At 46.3% G+C, this 20,798-nt stretch carries 19 protein-coding genes; 10 read left to right on the forward strand and 9 right to left on the reverse strand.

All coding sequences use genetic code 11. The features are described 5' to 3' along the window. Positions 1–24 precede the first annotated feature (24 nt). Complete coding sequence (locus MBO_RS01370) at positions 25–1,413, reverse strand: DUF3482 domain-containing protein (protein ID WP_080702136.1); 1,389 nt, start codon at positions 1,411–1,413, stop codon at positions 25–27. A 210-nt stretch (positions 1,414–1,623) separates the two neighbouring features. Here MBO_RS01370 and nspC point away from each other — a divergent pair, with 210 nt between their 5' ends. The 7 genes from nspC to MBO_RS01405 all read left to right on the forward strand — a co-directional run bounded on the left by nspC (position 1,624) and on the right by MBO_RS01405 (position 8,704). Continuing rightward, complete coding sequence (gene nspC, locus MBO_RS01375) at positions 1,624–2,823, forward strand: carboxynorspermidine decarboxylase (protein WP_080702137.1); 1,200 nt, start codon at positions 1,624–1,626, stop codon at positions 2,821–2,823. 72 nt (positions 2,824–2,895) lie between these two features. Further along, on the forward strand, positions 2,896–4,137 hold the full coding sequence (locus MBO_RS01380; protein WP_036362315.1) for a saccharopine dehydrogenase family protein: 1,242 nt from the start codon (positions 2,896–2,898) through the stop codon (positions 4,135–4,137). A gap of 77 nt (positions 4,138–4,214) precedes the next feature. Next, a complete protein-coding gene (locus tag MBO_RS01385; RefSeq protein WP_036362318.1) occupies positions 4,215–4,811 on the forward strand; it encodes a 6-pyruvoyl trahydropterin synthase family protein in 597 nt (198 codons plus the stop codon). After that, positions 4,808–5,239 (forward strand): tRNA (adenosine(37)-N6)-threonylcarbamoyltransferase complex ATPase subunit type 1 TsaE, encoded by a 432-nt coding sequence (gene tsaE, locus MBO_RS01390; protein ID WP_036362322.1) that lies wholly within the window; start codon positions 4,808–4,810, stop codon positions 5,237–5,239. Before MBO_RS01385 ends, tsaE begins: the two co-directional genes overlap by 4 nt. Continuing rightward, on the forward strand, positions 5,236–6,387 hold the full coding sequence (miaA, locus tag MBO_RS01395) for a tRNA (adenosine(37)-N6)-dimethylallyltransferase MiaA (protein ID WP_036362325.1): 1,152 nt from the start codon (positions 5,236–5,238) through the stop codon (positions 6,385–6,387). The genes tsaE and miaA overlap by 4 nt, the downstream gene beginning before the upstream one ends. 60 nt (positions 6,388–6,447) lie before the next feature. Next, positions 6,448–7,110: an RNA chaperone Hfq gene (gene hfq, locus MBO_RS01400; protein ID WP_036362328.1), complete on the forward strand. Its 663-nt coding sequence runs from the start codon at positions 6,448–6,450 to the stop codon at positions 7,108–7,110. A 103-nt stretch (positions 7,111–7,213) separates the two neighbouring features. Further along, positions 7,214–8,704 (forward strand): SulP family inorganic anion transporter, encoded by a 1,491-nt coding sequence (locus tag MBO_RS01405; RefSeq protein ID WP_036362331.1) that lies wholly within the window; start codon positions 7,214–7,216, stop codon positions 8,702–8,704. A gap of 119 nt (positions 8,705–8,823) precedes the next feature. Here the strand turns inward: MBO_RS01405 and MBO_RS01410 are convergent, their stop codons facing one another. Next, on the reverse strand, positions 8,824–9,270 hold the full coding sequence (locus MBO_RS01410) for a phospholipase D-like domain-containing protein (protein ID WP_036362334.1): 447 nt from the start codon (positions 9,268–9,270) through the stop codon (positions 8,824–8,826). 246 nt (positions 9,271–9,516) lie between these two features. Between MBO_RS01410 and sodA the strand changes: the two genes are divergently transcribed. Continuing rightward, on the forward strand, positions 9,517–10,131 hold the full coding sequence (sodA, locus tag MBO_RS01415) for a superoxide dismutase [Mn] (RefSeq protein WP_036362337.1): 615 nt from the start codon (positions 9,517–9,519) through the stop codon (positions 10,129–10,131). A 64-nt stretch (positions 10,132–10,195) separates the two neighbouring features. On the opposite strand, the gene mnmC is transcribed toward sodA, so the two are convergent. From mnmC to lon, 4 genes are all read right to left on the reverse strand, one after another. Then, complete coding sequence (gene mnmC / locus MBO_RS01420) at positions 10,196–12,091, reverse strand: FAD-dependent 5-carboxymethylaminomethyl-2-thiouridine(34) oxidoreductase MnmC (RefSeq protein WP_036362340.1); 1,896 nt, start codon at positions 12,089–12,091, stop codon at positions 10,196–10,198. Beyond that, entirely contained in the window at positions 12,084–12,389 is a 306-nt protein-coding gene (locus tag MBO_RS01425) for a YciI family protein (RefSeq protein ID WP_036362343.1), read from the reverse strand. The genes mnmC and MBO_RS01425 overlap by 8 nt, the downstream gene beginning before the upstream one ends. Positions 12,390–12,428: 39 nt before the next feature. Next, complete coding sequence (locus MBO_RS01430; protein ID WP_036362346.1) at positions 12,429–13,052, reverse strand: inner membrane-spanning protein YciB; 624 nt, start codon at positions 13,050–13,052, stop codon at positions 12,429–12,431. Positions 13,053–13,196: 144 nt separating this feature from the next. Further along, positions 13,197–15,626 (reverse strand): endopeptidase La, encoded by a 2,430-nt coding sequence (gene lon, locus MBO_RS01435; RefSeq protein WP_036362349.1) that lies wholly within the window; start codon positions 15,624–15,626, stop codon positions 13,197–13,199. Between the two features lie 274 nt (positions 15,627–15,900). On the opposite strand from lon, the gene MBO_RS01440 reads away from it, so the two are divergent. Next, the gene (locus tag MBO_RS01440; protein WP_036362352.1) at positions 15,901–17,226 is read left to right on the forward strand and encodes a Na+/H+ antiporter family protein; all 1,326 of its coding nucleotides are present in this window, start codon (positions 15,901–15,903) and stop codon (positions 17,224–17,226) included. Between the two features lie 52 nt (positions 17,227–17,278). On the opposite strand, the gene MBO_RS01445 is transcribed toward MBO_RS01440, so the two are convergent. From MBO_RS01445 to MBO_RS10155, 3 genes are read right to left on the reverse strand one after another with little or no spacing between them, the layout of a single operon-like run. Beyond that, positions 17,279–18,721 carry a M16 family metallopeptidase gene (locus tag MBO_RS01445; protein WP_036362355.1) on the reverse strand — a complete coding sequence of 481 codons (1,443 nt, stop codon included), beginning with the start codon at positions 18,719–18,721 and terminating at the stop codon, positions 17,279–17,281. 15 nt (positions 18,722–18,736) lie between these two features. Continuing rightward, positions 18,737–20,134 carry a M16 family metallopeptidase gene (locus MBO_RS01450; RefSeq protein WP_036362357.1) on the reverse strand — a complete coding sequence of 466 codons (1,398 nt, stop codon included), beginning with the start codon at positions 20,132–20,134 and terminating at the stop codon, positions 18,737–18,739. 37 nt (positions 20,135–20,171) lie between these two features. Further along, positions 20,172–20,303, reverse strand: coding sequence for a hypothetical protein (locus MBO_RS10155; RefSeq protein WP_265013576.1), 132 nt, complete (start codon positions 20,301–20,303; stop codon positions 20,172–20,174). Between the two features lie 236 nt (positions 20,304–20,539). Between MBO_RS10155 and MBO_RS01455 the strand changes: the two genes are divergently transcribed. Beyond that, positions 20,540–20,755: a hypothetical protein gene (locus tag MBO_RS01455; protein ID WP_036362360.1), complete on the forward strand. Its 216-nt coding sequence runs from the start codon at positions 20,540–20,542 to the stop codon at positions 20,753–20,755. The last annotated feature ends 43 nt before the right edge of the window (positions 20,756–20,798 follow it).

Here is a 20,798-nt window from a genome sequence, read left to right on the forward strand (position 1 = left end):
CAGTTTCTGCTGTGTTTTAATTTATCAGTCTAATTTTTCTAGGTGCTCAAGTAGTATTGTGCTGAGTTTATCGCTTAAATCTTGGCGCAGTCCCATGTTGTCCTCATAGCGACCATCTAGGCTGGAATAGTGCGGATTGGCGCGCGCTTTTTTTAGGGGGCTTGGCAGTTTATCGGTTTGCCATGGTAGGGTGTTGTCAGGGTTATCCGTTGCGATGGCATTTAGACTGGCATGCCCGCGGTGTCGTAGCGCATGATGTAAATTCTGCGCGCGTGTGGCAAGTAGCGTGAGCGTGGCAGCATCGATGGTCAGTGTCTGAATGCCCATTGCCTTATCCTTGATGGCGCCCGTATTCGGCAGAAGTCCGCCAATCACGCCGCCCAGCGCTGTACCCAGCCCCAGACTCGCTCCTAATGTGGCCACGTCAATACCCGCGCCTACGATCATGCCCGTCACGCTGCCGCCAGCCGTGCGAATCCCATAACGCGTCAATAGATCGGTGTCAAATACGTCCTGTTCTCGACCTTTAATCTCAATATCCACCTCGTCAACGGCGGCGTTATAGAATTGATATAGGTGCAATAATTTGCCCTGCATGATGTCCTCAGACTGGCGCACCGCTGTCTGCATGGCGCTTAAGGTTGGCGCAGGATCTTCATCTTCATCGATTTTTTTACTAAAGCTTGCAACATTCACTAGGAAGTCAGCGATGATGGCAGAGCCTGACTCGGCCATGTCCTGCCAACTGTCTCGTCTGTTGTTTTGTAGGCTAGTGAATGCGTCATCGTGCGTGCTTAGAGTGGCAAGGTTCTGCCAAAGATGCATCTCGCCATCAAAGTCAAACGCCACAGTATCAAAGGCATTTACCACGTGAAGTGCGCGCCGAGACAGCATGTCGCGCCAGGTTGCCATGTTTTCTTCATTGCCTTTAATGAAGTTAAACACAGGCAGGACAGGCGTGCCGCTGCTGGCGAGAATGGCAAGTTCGTCTTTATATTTTGATAGTACAGGTTCGCGAGCATCGATGACATAGATGGCGATATCAGCATCGATGAGGCTGCGGATGACCTTGGTTTCTTGGCTAAAATCATCGCCAAGTCTGGGGTCGTCATTGTCCACCGCTGCTAAGAATCCTTGAAGTCTCTCAATGCCGTCGGTGCGCCCATCGGTATGTTCTTGGATAAAATCCATCACACCTGTCGCATCCTCCAAGCCTGGGGTATCATGCAGCGTGATCAGTGGCTGACCATGAGCGTCCATGATCTGCACTGCAGCGACATGACGTGTGGTGGCAGATTCGTTCTTAACCTCGCCAAATTGTGCATCGCGAAGTAGGGTACGCATGAGAGAGGTTTTGCCGACATTGGTATGTCCGATGACGGTGATGCTGGCTGTGTTCTTAGTGGTGGTCATGATGTGATGATTTTTAGGGTTTTGATTATTATAAGTGCATCAACAGCGAAATAAAAGCTAAAAATACGACGAGCTCATTTAGGCTGATTAAAATTAAGTCTAAATATGTGTTTGGGATGAGCTGTGCGGTCGATTTGGCAGTCAATGCATTGGTTTTTGTAAAATTTATGTTACAATGATGGCACTTTATTTTAAGCCTAAGATTATCTCATGAACGATACGAAACTTAATATAAATCCACCACAGAGATCCGCTCAGCAGGCTTTGCTGTTGCAAGGTCTAACCACGCCTTATTATCTCTTAGATGAACAAAAAATCACCCAGAACCTTGCCATCATAGACCGCCTGTGCCAACTGTCGGGCGCTAAGGCTTTGCTTGCACTGAAGTGCTTTGCGACTTGGGGTGTGTTCGAGGCGATGCGTCCTTATCTGCATGGTACGACATCTTCATCGCTCTTTGAGGTGAGATTGGGTGCTGAGAAGTTCGGCGGCGAGACGCATGCTTATAGCGTTGCGTACAGTCATGGCGAGATTGATGAAGTGCTCGACCATGCTGATAAGATTATCTTTAATTCTATTAGCCAGCTTCACGCCTTTAAAGACAAAGCTATTGCCAAAGGCGTGCCTGTCGGACTAAGACTTAATCCCAATACGAGTAATTCTGCGTTTATTTTGGCGGATCCAGCACGTCCTTTTAGTCGCCTTGGTGAGCACGATGCCACAAAGGCGATGGCGGTGGCTGATGACATCACAGGCGTGATGCTGCATTATAATTGTGAGAATGAGAGCTTTGAGGCGTTTAGCGCAAGCTTAGATGACATCGAACACAAATTCGGTGAGCTGTTTTATCATCTTGATTGGGTGAGCTTGGGCGGCGGTATTCATTTTATCGCAGAAGATTATCCGCTTGAGAAATTGGCGCAGCGGTTAAAGGATTTCTCCCAAAAATACAATGTCCAAATCTATCTAGAGCCAGGCGAGGCATGCGTGCATGATGGTGCGGTGCTTGTATCTAGCGTGCTCGATGTCATGGAAAATGGCAAATCGCTCGCCGTCGTAGATGCCGCCACAGAAAGCCACATGCTAGATTTACTTATCTATGGGCAGTCGGCCAATCTGCAATCCATCAATGGCAAGGATATTAACCTAGCGCCACACACAAGTGATGACAGCACCATCATCTATGGTAAGACCTGTCTGGCAGGCGATATTTTTGGTGAATATCGCTTGGCTGAGCCACTAAAAGTGGGCGATCAGGTGGCATTTGGTAACGCGGCTGCCTACACGATGGTAAAAAAGAACTGGTTCAATGGCGTGGACATGCCATCCATCATCATTAAGAAACTAGATGGTACGATTGCGATTCAGCGCTGTTTTGATTATGAAGATTACAAAAACAGCTTGTCTTAATACGTGTGATTTAAATAGCCAATCTGATTAAACGACATAAGAGCTGTGTGATGGCTCACAAAAGGAGAGAAAATGTCTAAACCCAACATTTTAATTCTAGGCGCAGGCGGTGTGGCGCAGGTGGTCGCGCACAAGGTGGCAGAGTATCGTGAGTATTTTGGCGATATTCACCTTGCCAGTCGCAGCATTCATAAATGCACCGCCATCACTGATGATGTGGCGACTAAGCGGGGAGTATCCATACACACTCATGCGATAGATGCATTGGATACGGAGGTATTGATAGAATTCATGCGCTCGATAGATGCTAATATCGTGATTAATGTTGGTTCGACATTCATTAATCAAAGTGTGCTAAAGGCCTGTATTGCGGTGGGCGCAGACTACCTAGATACCGCGATTCACGAAGATCCTGCCAAAATCTGTGAGACGCCGCCGTGGTACGAGAATTATGAATGGAAGCATAAAGACGCCTGTGAGCAAGCGGGCATCACCGCCATCTTGGGTGTTGGATTCGACCCTGGCGTAGTGAATAGCTACGCGCGCCTTGGGGTTGATTATTTTGATAAAGGAACAACGACCGATATTGACATCATCGACATCAATGCTGGTAACCACGGCAGATATTTTGCGACGAATTTCGACCCTGAGATTAACTTTAGAGAATTTACAGGCAGGGTTTATACTTGGCAGAATAATGCTTGGCAGACCAATCAGATGTTTGAGGTCAAGCGCACCGATGATCTGCCTGTGGTCGGCATCCAGAACAGTTATCTAACGGGTCATGATGAGATTCACTCATTGCATAAGAACCTAGACGTGCCGAACATTCGTTTTTGGATGGGATTTAGCGATCATTATATCAATGTCTTTACCGTGTTAAAGAATCTAGGCTTGCTGTCAGAGCAGCCTGTTACGACAGCAGAGGGCTTAGAAGTTATCCCACTAAAAGTCGTCAAGGCAGTACTGCCAGACCCAAGCTCACTTGCGCCAAATTACACTGGCAAAACCTGCATCGGCAATAAGATGCGTGGCAAAAAAGACGGCGTGGAAAGTGAGATTTTTATCTATAACGTTGTCGATCATCAAGAGGCCTATGCGGAGGTTGGTAGTCAGGGCATCTCGTACACCGCAGGTGTGCCGCCAGTTGCAGCTGCCATTTTGATTGCCAAAGGCGTATGGCGCACACGCAAAATGGTCAATGTCGAAGAGCTTGATCCACGTCCATTTATTAATCTTTTGAATACCATGGGGCTGGTGACGCGCATTGTCGATGATGGCGGTGATCGCTTACTTGAATTTGATGGGGTGTGATGGGCGCGGGAAAATCGTTTCATAAAAAGGTGCTTTATGTTAGAATAAAAAGTTATCCTAATAAATAATACATTATCATGCGTATCCGTAAACTTTTCAAATTTGAAAACGCCCACATCGTCCGCAACTGCACGTCCGACCGTTGCAGTCGCTCCATTCATGGGCATAGCTATCAGGTCGAACTTATCCTAGAAGCCCATGCCCTTGATAACGGGCAAATGGTCTATGATTTTGGGCTATTAAAGTCGCACATTAAGGACTTGATTGACAGTTTTGATCACGCAATTACCTTTTGGGATAAGGACGATGGCGATTATATCCGTGCGTGCAAGGACTTTTCGGCTCGTTGGATAAGCCTGCCTGTGTCGCCGTCTGCCGAGCAGTTTAGCCGTGTGATTTTTTATTGGGCGGACAAAGTCATGCAAAACACCACCACTCAAAATGGCGAAACAGACGTATCAGTCTATTCGGTCATCGTCCACGAGACCGCCACAGGGTACGCCCAGTGCTTTCGTGAAGATGTTGAAAGCGAACGCATGGGCAAATTGTCGCTTGATATGTTTGAATTTAGCGAGCAAGTCAAAGCCGAGTGGGGCGATAGTGAGCTGTTTGATAAGCTAAAACGTGGCGAGAAATTTGTCAATCCAAAGCCGTTAAGACAGGTTGAAGTATGACAATCATCTTAAAAGACGAAACCGACACCCAGCGCCTTGCCAACGCCCTTGCCAAAACCAACCCCGCAGGCAGTTTGTGGCTATCGGGCGATTTGGGGGTGGGCAAGACGACCTTTACCCGTTATCTTTTGCGTGAATTGGGACATACAGGGGCGGTAAAAAGCCCAACTTATACCTTAGTTGAGCCGTACAATATCAAGGGTAAGCCTGTGTACCATGCCGACCTATATCGGCTAAATGACCCAGAAGAGCTGGATTTTATTGGTTTTTTTGAATATTTTGACGAGACAGATTCGCTGATTATCATTGAATGGGCAAGCCGTGCCGAGACTGTCTTGCCAAAGCCTGATATAACGATAAACATCACAAGAAAAGCCGATGAAAGGCGGGTGGTAGAGATTACTGGGGTGGATTTGGATTTGTCATGAATTTACATTATAAATCCCTGCCTGATAACACTGTCCTATCGCTTATCGCTCCAACGGCAAGCGGTAAGACTGATTTGGCGTGCCGTCTGTATGAGACAGGGCGGTTTGAGCTGATTTCAGTGGACAGCGCGTTGATTTATCAGGACATGAACATCGGCACGGCAAAACCGACCGATGACGAGCTTGCTCGTTTTCCGCATCATCTCGTTAATATCATCAAGCCCACCGAAACTTATAATGTCGCAACTTTTGTGGCGGACGTGGAGCGACTGATTACAGGCATTCACGCACGGGGTAAGATTCCGCTACTTGTGGGTGGTACGATGATGTATTATATGGCACTCTTGGACGGCTTGTCCACCGTGCCTGACACCGACCCTGCCATTCGTGGGCAGGTCATGGCGTGGCTGTCTGACAAAGGCATTGGCGAGCTGTACGTCTATCTACAAACGCACGACCCCAAGATTTGTGAACGTCTAAAAATCTCTGACACCCAGCGTATCACAAGGGCGGTGGAAGTGCATATGCAGACAGGCACGCCCATGAGCGCATGGCAAGATACGCCCAAAGTCGCCCCTTGCCATAATCCACGTCAGCATTGGCTGACCCTATCGGTTGAGCCTGAGCGTGCGTGGTTACATGAGCGTATCGCCAAACGCCTTGATATTATGTGGGAGCAGGGCTTGGTGGATGAAGTGATTTATCTTTTGCAAAGATACCCCGATTTAACGCCTGACATGCCGTCCATGCGGTGCGTGGGCTATCGGCAGGTATTGGAATTTTTGGCGAAAATCAATCACAAAGCCATGCAAGTGAACCCTGCAATGGCAGAGCTTAGCGACAAAGTGCGTTCCAAGATGCCTGATGAAGATAGGTTGTTTTTTGATCAAGGGGTGAATTTGGATGAGTGTTCACCTTTTTTGATTAATAAATCGACAGATTTGACAATAAATTTACAAAAACAACAGCCAAATCTCTTACAAATGGCTTGTCAAGATATGAAAAATAAGGCATTATATGCAACAAGACAGTTAGCAAAACGCCAATCAACTTGGCAGCGTAGCCTTGCTCGTCTGAATGGTTCATCGCATGATGCGGTGATTGTACCATTTTCTAGCATACAACAAGTAGAAAAGCAGTTATTATAAAATCCAATCCTGCTTACGCATTGCATATTTGCATTATTTACTTTCGTTCGGAGAATTTTTATGTCAAAAGGGCAAAGTTTACAAGATCCATTTTTGAATGCGCTGCGCAAAGATCGCATTCCTGTGTCGATTTTTTTGGTTAATGGCATAAAGCTACAAGGACAAATTGAGTCTTTTGACCAATATGTAGTACTTCTAAAAAACACCGTCAGTCAAATGGTTTATAAGCATGCCATCTCGACGGTGGTGCCAACGCGTAACCCGCGTACAGACGGCGCACCTGCTTCTGGCTCACCGACAGGATACCCAAATGCCCCAATCGGTGTGATGTCATCGAGCAGCTATCAATCGGGCTCTATGTCTGGTGGCATGAATCCAGGTTTTGACCGTGGTATGAATCAGGGCTTTGAGCGTCAAGGTGGCTTTAACAATCGTCCTGCTGGTGGTTTTACACGCACGCCGCCCGCTGATGGTTTTGGCTCTCGCGGTGGATTTGATCGCGGCGGCTATCCACAAGGCGGCGGCATGAATCAAGGCTTTGACCGCGGTATGAATAATACAGGTTTTGATCGCAGCTTCGATAGAGCGGCATTTGATGAGCGCGGCTTTGATGGTAAAAACTTTGACAAGAAAGAAAACCGCAATCTAGATCGCGGTGGATTCAATGATAAAGGATTTGATGCCAAATTTGGCAACGAAGGTGACGACAAATTCAATGGCTAAATGATAATTCACAAAAACCGCATGGCAAATCATGCGGTTTTTTTTGTTTTTTCCATACTGGTCTTTGTGATAAAATAGCTGATTTTTTTATTGTTGGTTGATTATGAATTTTGAAAATATCAAGCAAGCATGGTTTTCGAATGTGCGAGGCGATGTGCTATCTGGCTTGGTGGTGGCGCTTGCACTCATTCCAGAGGCGATCGCCTTTTCGATCATTGCAGGCGTTGATCCTAAAGTTGGGCTTTATGCGTCGTTTTGTATTGCGGTGGTGATTAGTTTTGTTGGTGGTCGTCCTGCCATGATATCGGCAGCGACGGGCGCGATGGCACTTGTCATGGCAAGTCTAGTGCGATATCATGGTTTGCAATATTTATTGGCAGCGACATTACTAACCGGTGTGATTCAGCTCGTTGCGGGATTTTTCAAGGTGGGATATTTGATGAAGTTCGTCGCCCGAGCTGTAGTGGTGGGCTTTGTGAATGCTTTGGCGATTTTGATTTTTATGGCGCAGTTGCCTGAGTTTGTGGATGTCACTTGGCATACTTATGCGCTTGTCGCAGCAGGCCTTGGTATTATTTATCTGTTCTCATACCTACCTAAGATTGGCAAGATTATCCCATCACCTCTGGTAACGATCGTGACTTTGACGGCTGTTACGGCAATATTGGGTATTGATGTGCGAACAGTTGGTGACATGGGCGCGCTGCCTGATACATTGCCTGTGTTTTTGCTGCCTGACATTCCATTGAATCTTGAGACGCTTTTGATTATCTTACCTTATTCTGTGAGTCTGGCGGCGGTGGGCTTGCTTGAGTCTTTGATGACGGCGACCATCGTTGATGAGATGACTGAGACGGACAGTGATAAGAATCGCGAAAGCAAAGGTCAGGGCATTGCGAATATTGTCAGTGGTCTGTTTGGTGGTATGGCGGGCTGTGCGATGATTGGGCAGTCGGTGATTAATGTTAAATCAGGCGGTCGCACGCGCCTATCGACATTGCTGGCGGGTATAATTCTACTGATTATGGTGGTGTTTTTGAGTGATTTGATTTCAATCATCCCCATGCCTGCGCTTGTCGCTGTGATGATTATGGTGGCGATCGGTACGTTTAACTGGCAATCCATCAAGGAGCTAAAGACGCATCCGCTTGGGTTTAATGTGGTGATGCTGGCAACAGTTGCGATCGTTGTATATACGCATAATTTGGCGCTGGGTGTGGGCGCTGGTGTGCTGCTGTCTGCATTGTTCTTTGCCAATAAGATTGGTAGATTCATGACGGTGCAAAGCCTGCCGACAGGTCGTGATGACAGTTTGGCTTATGGCGTCCTTGGGCAAGTGTTTTTTGCGTCTGCGGATCGCTTTATGGATCAATTTGAATTCCACCCACAAGTTAGGTCAGTCAGCATCGATGTCAGTCATGCGCACTTTTGGGACGTGACGGCGATATCAGCACTTGATAAAGTGGTGTTAAAATATCGTAAAATGGGTGCAGATGTGGAAGTATTCGGGCTAAATGAAGCCAGTCAGACGTTGGTTGATAAATTTGGTCAGCATGATAAGACCGAAGACGTGGATGTGATCTTTAAGCACTAAACATCTAATTATTTAAAACCATCTTGTCGGATGGTTTTTTTATTTAAAGTGGCCATTCGATGGGCAGCTACTTTAACAGCCAGACGCCAACGCGTTTGTGCCAAGATGCAGCGGGGTCTTTATGGTAGGTTGTTTAAGATATGCTCATCAGCAGCCTGCGCCATCTCTGGGCTGTTGATGATGCCCATCTCGTTATTATGAATGGCGGAACGTGGGTCTAGATTGTACGAACCCACGAACATATATCGACCATCAACGGTAAAAGTTTTGGCGTGAAGGCTTGAGCCACTACCGCCACGATAGATACTTGCCAGACCTTGTTTTTTCTTTTGGGTGATGGGTGCGGCATCGGGCTTTAGTTCAAATAGCTTGATATCTGCCTTTAGTAGCGGTTTTCGGTATTTGGCGTAGCCACTATGCACAGCAGCGACATCATTCGCCGCCAGTGAATTGGTGAGAATATGAATGGATGTGCCTGATTTTGCAATATCGACAGGCAGCTTTTGACCGTATTTGGTCGGGACGAAATAATGCAATAAACAGTACGCCGCATAATAGATAGGCAATGATCATGATGGTCCGCCAAAAGGTTACTAGGATTATAAAATAATCGCAAATTTTTTAAAAGTGAATTTAAGATACATACATCAAAATACGCCAAATCCTTGGTATGTGCTCTATGTAACGCTTGTGTTGATTTTACGCAACTTTTGGTTTTTTACTTGATTTTGTCATACTAAACCCTTATATTACAATGAACAGTTAAACACTGTTGTAACATCATTCATCATTAATTTATAAGGAATACCGTTATGGCATTTGTATTACCAGAATTAGGCTATGCATACGACGCTCTAGAGCCACATTTCGATAAAGAAACCATGGAAATCCACCACAGCAAACACCACCAAGCTTATGTAAATAACGCCAATGCTGCGCTAGAAGGCACTGAGTGGGCGGATAAATCTGCTGAAGAAGTAATCGCAAATCTTGACAGGATTCCTGCTGACAAGCAAACCGCAGTCCGCAACAACGCAGGCGGTCATGCGAACCACAGCCTATTTTGGACCATCTTAAAAACTGGCACAGAGCTTAGCGGTTCACTAAAAGAAGCCATCGAGCGTGATTTTGGTTCTGTAGATGCGTTCAAAGAAGAATTCGAAAAAGCAGCGCAAACTCGCTTCGGTTCAGGCTGGGCATGGTTGGTTAAGCAGGGTGATAAGCTGGCTGTTGTCTCTACTGCTAACCAAGATAGTCCATTGATGGGCAAATCAGTAGCAGGCTGCGAAGGTCAACCGATCATCGGTCTTGACGTTTGGGAGCATGCTTACTACCTAAAATACCAAAACAAACGCCCAGACTACATTAAGGCATTCTGGAACGTGGTAAACTGGGATGAAGCACAAAAACGCTTTGAGGCGCTATAATCATTAAGTTGATTCCAAATAAAAAAACGGCTAGTAAATCTGGCCGTTTTTTGTATTTGATGAATTATTCATTGTCCGATAAAGGGGTTTGAAGTCGTGGACGATTTGGGCTGATTTTATTCAGCAGGATTTCACTGATGGGCAGAACCTCATCACAGATCATGCCTGCGATCATCTCGCCGCATAGTGGCGCGAAAGTAAAACCCTTTGATCCCATGCCATACATCGAATAGACGCCACCTTCAACCTGTCCGACGATGGGGTGGTAGTCAGGTGTTTGCGCGCGAATGCTGGCACGCCCAGATAGGCGATCAGGAGATGGATTTAGATGCTTAGAAATCGTTGGCAGTCCTTGGGAGAATTTATCAATATTAAATTGGTGTTCTTCATTATTAACGTCCGTATCTGTACAATTACGCACAAAGCTGGCGCCCATCAAGAAATAATTCTCATCATCATTGAATTTGGCGCAGTAGCCATCGTATTTGATCGGCTGATTTGGCAGCTTGGAGTTAGTATCATCATCAATGGCTAGCCATGAGACTTGACCGCGAATTTTACGTGGGTTAAACAGCTTGTCATGCAGTAGATGGCTTTCATAACCTGATGCGATGATGACGCCATCGGCAAAATGAGTATTGTCGCTTGCGTTCAATATCACGTCGCTATCGGCATCAGCTATCTTTGTGATTATCTCTTGTTTAAATGAGATGAGCGGATGGGATAGGATGGCTGTAGCAAGGTTCTTGGGGTGGATGAGACCTGCCTTTGGCACGAGGGTATGGATTTTCTGATTTGGATAGACTGATGTGATCTCATGGATGAGCTCGTCAGGGTAAGGACTGATCAGCGCTTGTAGCTTGTCCGTGCTTTTTTGGGTGGGTAATAAAAAATCCATCACGCCCGACTGCACGAAGACATCGCCATGTTTATTTAATGCTTGATAAAACCGCTCGGCATATAAGAATGAAACCGTGGATAGATGCTCCTTGGCGTGTTCGATGAGTGAGAGCTTGGGGGCGAACAGCGCTCTGGGATTTGCCGATGCACCTGTTGGTGGTGTGTTCTTATCAAAAATAGTCACCTGAATACCGCGTCTGGCAAGTGCCAAAGCGGCACACAGCCCTGATACACCTGCGCCAATGATGGCGATGTGATTGTGAATCTGCTTAGGTTTACCGTCTTGACAGGATAATTTACCTGTCAGCATTTCGCGCTTACGACCAAATCCTTGGCGCTTAGTCACCTCAAAGCCGGCAGCTTGCAACCCACGTCTGACAAAGCCTGCTGCGGTGAATGTCGCGAGCGTCGCACCTGAATTAGACAGCTGACTGATGGCGCTAAACAGCTCATCTGACCATAGGTCACTATTCTTGCTGGGAGCAAAGCCATCTAAGAACCACGCATCAACCATCAAGGTAGGCTTATTCTGTACACATCGAGATTGAATTAAGTGGTCAAAGCTCTCTTGGGCATCACCTAGCCACAGATCAAGAGTAATGTCATCTTGAATGTGAATGCGATGACAGCCTGGCAGGGGTAGCGGGTATTGATGGATGAACTGATCGATGAAGTGTTGAATTTGTTTATCATCTTGCCATGCTAAAAGAGCGGTGCGCAGATCATCTTGGCTTAGGGGGAACTTTTCAGTACTAATGAAATGCAGTCTGGCACTGGCATTTAGTTGTTGATTTTGTTTTAAGGTTGTCCAGAATTTGCACAATGCCAAGAAGTTTAGCCCTGTGCCAAATCCAGTCTCGGCGACGACAAAGGTCTGTCTGTCGCCAAGGTTGGCCAGTCTATCGGTAAGGTCATTGCCTTCGATGAATACATAATGACTTTCGTGTATTCCACCTGCATGCGAAAAATACACGTCATCAAATGCGTGCGAGACTGGCACGGTGTTGCCCAGATGGTCAGTTTGCCATGTGATGTCGGCAACACTCAGCGTGTTAGTCATTGCTGTCTTTGGGCAGTGCTTGGATGAAAGGCTTAACATCGACGTGGCTGTAGACGCCACTGTGTAGGTATGGTTCATCGCCCGCCCATGTGCGCGCTTGTTCGATGTCGTCAAAATGCGCGATGATCAGGCTGCCACTCATGGCAGGTTCACCGTGATTGATGGGTGTAGGACCTGCGATAACGAGGCGGTTTTGAGCGTGTAGGGCGGTCAGTCGCTCTAAGTGAGCAGGGCGAATCTCGGCACGCTTGGCGGTGCTGTCGGCGACGTCATGACCGATGATGGCGAATAATGGCATGGTGTATTCCTTGTGTGATTGATGTTGTGATAAAAGTTATTATTTAGTAGGTGCTTCTTCAAATTTAAAATGCTTACGCAGCACGACAAACATACCCACCATAAAGCTCATCATGACAATAATATCACCAAAAGCGGTAAATTCACCCCAGTATTCGCCGTTCATGAATACAAAGGCAAAAAAGGCGTGTAGGCTTGCCATAAGCGTGAATAGCCCAACCCATGCCCAGTTCAATTTCATCCAGCCCTGAGCGGTTAAATTTAATACAGGGTCTAGCAGCTTACGAATGATTGGCTGGCGTGCTTTATTAAATAATGGCGAGATGGCAAGACCTAGGGCGAAGGCAAGATTAATCAATATCGCCTTTAAGCGGATGTAATAATCGTCACTAAGCGCAAGGGTTAGCCCACCAAAGACGACAGTCATCAGCAGAACGAACCATTGTTGTTTTTCTAGGCGGAATTTTTGACTAAAAAACAAATAACCATAAATGATAGTCGTCGCAAGTATGAGCCCAAGTGTACCTACCAAGATGTGATTATTATCCACACCGCCAGACAGCCCAAAGATTGACAACAGGGGATGGTTGGCGTCTGTCTTATCCGTGTTCTTATAAAGAACATAAAAGATGATGAGCGGTAGGAAGTCGAGTAGGGATTTCATGAGTTTAACTGTTTTATTTAAACGTCATATTTTACATGGTTTTGGCCGAAAAATCAGCCTTTAGTTGCTAGTTTTGCCGTAATTAAACCATCGAATCTAAAATAACAAATAAGCCCAAATCAATTGGGCTTATTTTATCGTTCATTAGCTTCTTAGTGTCTTATCGTTCGCATCAACGACCACACTCGGCTTTAAAGGCATAAGTGGGGCGACTAGGGCGACTTTTAGGACTTCGTCAATGGTCTCAACCGCTTGAATGGTTAAGCCTTCTTTGACGTTGTCAGGAATGTCGGCAAGGTCAGGTTCGTTGGACTTGGGGATAAGCACGTGCTTGATACCGCCACGATGTGCGGCAAGTAGTTTTTCTTTTAGACCGCCAATTTTTAGCACCTTACCACGCAAGGTAACCTCACCCGTCATGGCGATGTCGGCACGAATGGCAATGCCTGTAAAGGCGGACACCAAAGCGGTGGTCAGAGCGATACCTGCGGACGGACCGTCTTTTGGCGTGGCACCTTCGGGCATATGCACATGAATGTCGGTGTCTTTGAATTTGTGATAGCTGATACCAAAGCGTTCGCCCCCTGCTCGCACCACGCTCATGGCGGCACGGATAGACTCTTTCATGACATCGCCAAGCGACCCTGTAAAGACAAGCTCGCCCTTGCCCTGCATGGTGGCGGTCTCAATGGTGAGTAGCTCACCGCCCACCGAAGTCCACGCAAGCCCTGTAATCCGCCCGATTTCAGGTTCTTTTTCGGCAAGTCCAAAGTCAAAGGGTTTAACGCCCAGATAGTCAGCGATGTTATCGTCCGTTACCGACAACGGCTCAATTTTCGTGCCTTTTTTGGGTTTAATGCCATAAGTCTCAACTTGCGAACGCACCGCTTTACGGCTGATTTTGTTAATCTCACGCTCCAAGTTACGTACGCCTGCTTCACGGGTATAGTGGCGGATAATGCTAAGAATGGCATCATCGGTAATGTCCAACTCATCTTTACTAAGCCCGTTTTGTTCTAGGGCTTTGGGGGTGAGATAGTTGTGAGCGATGTTCATTTTTTCGTCTTCGGTGTACCCTGGCAGACGAATAACTTCCATGCGGTCAAGCAGGGCAGGCGGTATGTTCATGCTGTTGGCAGTACAGATAAACATCACCTCCGACAAATCCAAATCTAAGTCAAGATAATGGTCATTAAAGCTGTTGTTTTGAGACGGATCAAGCACTTCTAGCAGGGCAGACGCAGGGTCGCCACGGTAGTCCTGTGCCATTTTGTCAATCTCATCAAGCAAAAACAGCGGATTTTTGACTTCTACTTTTGCCAAAGACTGCACGATTTTGCCGGGCATGGCTCCGATATAGGTGCGTCTATGCCCACGAATCTCAGCTTCATCACGCACACCGCCCAACGCCATACGCACAAACTTACGCCCTGTGGCACGAGCGATACTCTCGCCAAGCGACGTTTTACCAACCCCCGGCGGGCCTACTAGGCATAGGATAGGACCACGCAGTTTTTTGACGCGAGATTGTACCGCTAGGTACTCAACAATGCGGTCTTTAACATCATCTAGCCCATAGTGGTCTTTATCAAGAATATCTTTAGCTTTATTTAGGTCAATGGATACCTTGCTTGCTTTTTTCCATGGGGTGTCAAGTATCCACTCCACATAGCCGCGCACGACAGATGCCTCAGACGAGCTTGGGGGCATTTGCTTTAACTTTTTAAATTCGGTTTCGGCTTTTTTGCGGACATCATCAGGTAGGTCGGCTTCTTTTAGGCGTTTTTCAAGTTCGCCATCTTCTTCGTCGGCACCATCATTTAGGTCAGAAAGCTCATTTTTGATGGCTTTCATTTTTTCGTTCAAGAAGTACTCGCGCTGATTATTTTCCATCTGTTTGCGTACAGTGTCTTGAAGCTCGTGCTCTAAGGTGCGCTCTGCTTTATTACTGGTGAAATATTCAGTCAGCGCGGTGTAGTACGCCATCATATCATCGCGCTCTAGGATGTTTTGTTTGTCCTCGAGCTTCATGGAGATGCGTGTGGCGATAAAATAAGTCAGCTCAAGAAAATCATCAATGCGACTGGCAACACGAATAATCTCACGCGCATTACGCAATGAGGTCTCAGCATAATCGGCAAAGAAATCAAGCAATACAGCACGATGCGCATCGCTCTCGTCATCACTCATCGGGCTCTTGACAGGCGCTTCATGGAAGCGAGCGATGAATGTATCGGCATCGATGTCGTCGATTTTGGCGCGGTATAGACCTTCAATGAGGACTTTTAGGCAGCCATCATCATTGTCGTGTGGCATGGTGCTAATCACACGGCAAACTGTGCCGTACTCGTACAAGTTATCAATGTCCACCTCTTCGCTCAGAGAGTCTTTTTGAGAGACGACAAAAATCTTCTCGTCGTATTCATCTTGGGCAGTCTTAATGGCGGCCAGTGACTGCTCACGACCGACGAACAGGGCGATCTGCATGTGCGGATAGACCACGACATCGCGCACCGCCAATAATGGCAAAGTGTTTTCGTTTTCGTTGTCAGAAGTTAGGACTTCATCAGTCATGAAGTTCTCCTTAATATCGTTAGTTATCGTGCTTTGGTTTATGGTGGCGATATTTTAAAAATGCAAGCAAGTTGGTTAATTTTTACTAAAATGAAATCAAAAACTTCTCAGATTTATTGAGTTATCATGAGTTATATTTTTGCTATTTTGTTAGTTTTTGTAATTTGTCTAGACCAATATAATTGATAACTTATTGATTTTTTATTATTTTTTAATTAATTTAAAAAATCAAAAATCCGCTATAATTAACGACTTTTCTTATTAGGAGTTAATCATGAATGCAGTATTGATTGCTGTTATTGTCATGGTCGGTCTGTCATTGGCACGCGTGCATGTCGTGCTAAGCTTAATCATCGGTGCGCTCATTGGTGGTTTGATGGCAGGGCTTGGGGTGGCAGACAGCTTAAACGCCTTCCAAGAAGGCATCAAAAATGGCGCGCAAATCGCGCTTTCCTATGCGATCTTAGGTGCGTTCGCGATGGCAATCGCTCATTCAGGCGCACCAAAGTTGCTTGCGGACAGTCTGACTGCACGCCTAAATGGTGCTGGCACAACTGGTGCGGTGAAGTGGGCGTTATTTGGGATTATCCTTGTGATGGCGGTGTTTAGTCAGAACTTGATTCCTATTCACATTGCTTTTATTCCGCTGATTGTGCCGCCGCTGCTGTTGCTATTTAATGGCTTGCAGGTGGACAGACGATTGGCGGCGTGTATCATCACCTTTGGTCTGGTGAACACTTATATGTTCATCCCTTATGGTTTTGGTGATATCTTCTTGAACCAAATTATCCTAAAAAATGTCGGCGATGCAGGCATGGATACCACAGGCGTATCGATCATGCAGATCATGATGATTCCTGCTTTAGGTATGCTACTGGGTCTGCTGACGGCCATCTTTATTAGCTATCGTAAGCCAAGGGTTTATAAAAACATCCAAGTTCAAACCAGTCAAGAGCATGATAACACAGCATCTGATAAGCCAAGCACTTACCGTGCGGTGGTGGCGCTGATTGCCATTGTGATCGCGTTCGTGGCGCATCTATATACAGACTCGCTGCTAATTGGTTCGATGGCAGGCTTTGCGGTGTTCATGGCATCTGGTGTGGTCAAATGGCGTGAAGCAGATGGCGTGTTTAATGACGGCATCAAGATGATGGCAATGATTGGCTTTATCATGATTAGCGCGCAAGGCTTCGCCGAAGTGATGAAGGCGACAGGGCAGATCGATGCATTGGTGGCAGGTGCGATGGACATCTTTGGTGGCAACAAAGGTGTGGCAGCGCTGGTGATGCTGATCATTGGTCTTGTTGTGACTTTGGGGATTGGCTCGTCATTTTCTACTGTGCCGATTCTGGCGGCAATTTATGTGCCATTATGTATGGCGATGGGATTTAGCATACCTGCGACTGTGGCGCTGATTGCGACAGCTGGTGTGCTTGGTGATGCTGGTTCTCCTGCTTCGGATTCAACACTGGGTCCGACCATGGGTCTTAACATCGATGGACAGCACGACCACATCAAAGACACGGTTATCCCGACTTTCGTGCATTATAATATTCCGCTGATCATTTTTGGCTGGATTGCGGCGATGGTATTGTGATACCTTATATTCATAATAAAAAGGCGGATGTCATCATCCGCCTTTTTTGTTTTTATTCTTGGAACAAATGAGATAAATCAGGCTTATCTTGACCCACTGTTACGATGATAAAATCATTGGGCTTGATGGTGCTTTTAAGCGCTTGATTGGCCTCGTCTAATTCTGTGCTTTGGATGCGTTTGATTTCATCGGTTGCATAGCTGTCAGGGAGGTTATGCAAGTTTAGCGTCGTTGCTATACCATGAATGGCGGCATTACTGGCAAAGCTCATTGGATAGCGATGGGTTTGTTGGTTTTTTACCAGATTTAGCTCATCTTCGCCGATGCCTTGGCTGATCGTGTCATTAACTATTTGTAGGGTATCATTGATGGCATTGATAGCTTGATTGCTGGCGGTTGAGAAGCTGATTTGATAACTGCCGGCATTCTTAAGCGATGTGCTTCGACCGTAGATGCCGTAGGTGTAGCCGCGTTTTTCACGAATCTCATCCATCAGACGCGCATTGAAGCTACCGCCTGCTAGGGCATTATTTGCCAGACCAAACTGCGTTTTTTGGATGAATTCTTGCTCATTGGTGGCGAATTTTGGGGCGAGATGTCCGATGATGATGCTCGTCTGGGTGCTGTCATGCGGCACGTGTATGTGAGCTTTGGTCGGATTAGTCGGTGTGGCTATCGCGCTAGATGCTGTGCCATTTGGTAGGCTGCTTGCGATGTCGTTAGCGATCTGGCGCGCACGTTCCTGACTAAGATTGCCAGTGATGGTGATGGTGGCATTTTGACGTACCAAGAACTTATCCATGTAGGTGTTTAGATCATTACGAGTCAGCTGGTCCACGGATTCAATGTCGCCTGTGGTAAGCGTGCCATAGGGATGGTCTTTGAATAGCGCTTGGGTATAAGTACGGTTCGCGATGTAGTTTGGGTTTTGTTCATTTTGTCTAAGGGTGTTTTTTAGGGTTTCTTTATTGCGAGCCAATACCGATTCATCAAAGGCAGGCTCTGTCAACATCTGCTTCATCAGATCAAGGGCGTCATTGAGTGTCTCTTCGTCGGACAGGCTGCGCAGCGATACGCCAAAGCTGTCCTTACCTGCTCCTGCATCTAGCTGTATGCCTAAACTGTCTCTTTTTAATAAGAAGGCTTCTTCATCGAGAGTTTTTGTGCCTTTGGTTAGGAGTGTGGCGGTCATGTTGGCGATGCCTTGTGCGTCTGGGCGAATCTTGCCATCATGAGCTGACCCTGCACGAAATTCGACGCTGATATCCACCATTGGTAAGCTGTCTAATTTTGTAAAAATAACAGGTACATTCCCAGCAGCCTGGAATCGCTCAAAGCTGGGTAGATGAAATTCTGCCTGCTTGATATTTTCTAAGCTATCAAGTTTGGGCAAAGGCTGACTAAAATCAATGGGTGTCGTAGCTGCATGATCGCTTGCGTGGGCAAGACTAGTCATGCTAAGTAATATACCAAAAGTCAGGTATTTGATTTTCATCGTTTTTATCCTTTTTTATTGAGTGGATTGATTATCCGAATCGTTGTCTTTAGGCAGTATGTATAATGTCGTTAGGTTGTCTTTGGTGAGATAATGCTTGGCGACTTCTTGCACCTTTGCGGGGTGAATTTGCTTTAGGTCTTCAGGTAGTCTGTCATAACTGTCCACAGGCAGACCCATGTTGGCAAGCCTCCCGATGATCTGCGCCTGAGCGGTAATGCTGTCTTGGGCGAAAGTCAGCTCAGACAGTAACGATGTGGTGATGCGCGTCATCTGCTGGTCGGTAATCGGTGTGTTCTTGGCGGCATTAATCACATCTAAGATCGCTTGTTCTGCTGTGTGTAGATCGACACCTTGTCTAGGTACGGCCTGAATAAAAAACAGACCATCGCCACGATCAAAGGCATCATAAGAAGCATAAATCTGGCTAAATAGCTGCTTTTCGCGCACCAACACACGCTCAAAATAACTCGACATGTCGCCATCTAGCGCATACTGGAATAAAGACAGGGCGTGTGCTGTTTGTTTATCGCTGGTGGTGATGGATGGCACATTATACGCCATCATGAGTGAGGGTAATTTTACCGCTTGCTCAGTGGTTGCATGGCGATAACCTTGATGGGTGGGCTGCGTGGGCATAACGCGCTCTGGGATGTTGATGGCCTTTTTGTCACCAAAATATTTTTTGGCGTTGTTGATGACTTCATCATAATCGACATCGCCGACGACCACGAGCGTGGCATTATTTGGTGCATAATAGGTGTCGTACCACGCCTGTAGATCTGCCGTGCTAAGATTCTCGATGTCTGCCATGCTACCGATGACGGGGCGGAATTTTGGGCTGTCTGGCTGACTTAGCGCGATAAATTCTTCATAAGCCTTAGATAGAGGGTTATCCTCAGTGCGTTGGCGACGCTCTTCTTTGATGACCTCTTTTTCGATGGCGACTTCGCTGTCTTTTAGGTGTAGATCCTGCATGCGAAATGATTCCATCTGCATGGCGAGCGGATAATAGCTGGCAGGAAATAATTCGTAGTAAGCCGTGTGCGTATCTGAGGTGAAGGCGTTATTTTGACCGCCGAACTCTGAGATGAGGCGGTTAAATTCCGTGCGTTTAAGGTGTGCATTATCTTTGAACATCATGTGTTCTAAGAAATGCGACATACCCCCTTTGCCGATGGGCTCATCATTTGAGCCGACTTTATACCACAGCTGTGTCATGGCGATTGGTGCGCGAGCGTCTTTTTTGATGACGATGTGCAATCCGTTATCTAGGGTGGCTTCGTGATAGTTGGTTTGTTTGACTGGGGTGGTTTGTGAGGCTAACGCGGTGTCGCTTGGTAAGCTTTGGCAGGCGGTGAGCGATAATACACCCACAATCATCGCCATGCTAAGTTTGGTTCTTAAAAACATGATACAACCTTATTGTGTTAAATAAAAAATGTAAGAGTTAAAATCCTGCGCCAGCAACGACACTGACCGTGGGTTTGATGCCGCTATTTTGAAGGGTCTGGCAGGCGCTAAGCTGAGTTAAGCCAATTGCGATAAGGGCGATGGCGATTATTTTGTACAATGATGTCATGGGATGTCCTTGCTAAGTTGGTTGAAATTGCTAAATTTGACCTTATCTAGTGTGCAAAAATAGCATTAAAAACCATCATAAGTCAAATAAATGAGAATGGTTAGCACAAATATTCCTTGTGTGGCATGATTTGATTGGTATGATGCTCGGCGTGGGATGTATTTTTGTGTGATAGACTGATCATCAAAATATCGACAAGACTATGATATAATACAAAACAAAAAGAGGCGGTCATCATGAATGACATAACAAAAAATATACCCAAGAATCAAACAGTAATGCCAAGCGATGATGAGCAGATGCTTGATGAGATTAAGCATGAGGATGATAATTTTGTTCCATTATCAAGCCCGCCAGATTTGACGGATGATGATGAAGATGCTCGTCTTAAGGTTATCAATGAGAGCAACACCAAAAAAGAAATCGTCGTGCCTGTGATGCCATTAGTTTGATGTTGTCTGAGGTTAAGAAAATTTAGTTTGTTGAATGTGAGTG

The organism is Moraxella bovoculi 237, from assembly GCF_000696305.2.
Classification (GTDB): Bacteria; Pseudomonadota; Gammaproteobacteria; order Pseudomonadales; family Moraxellaceae; genus Moraxella; species Moraxella bovoculi.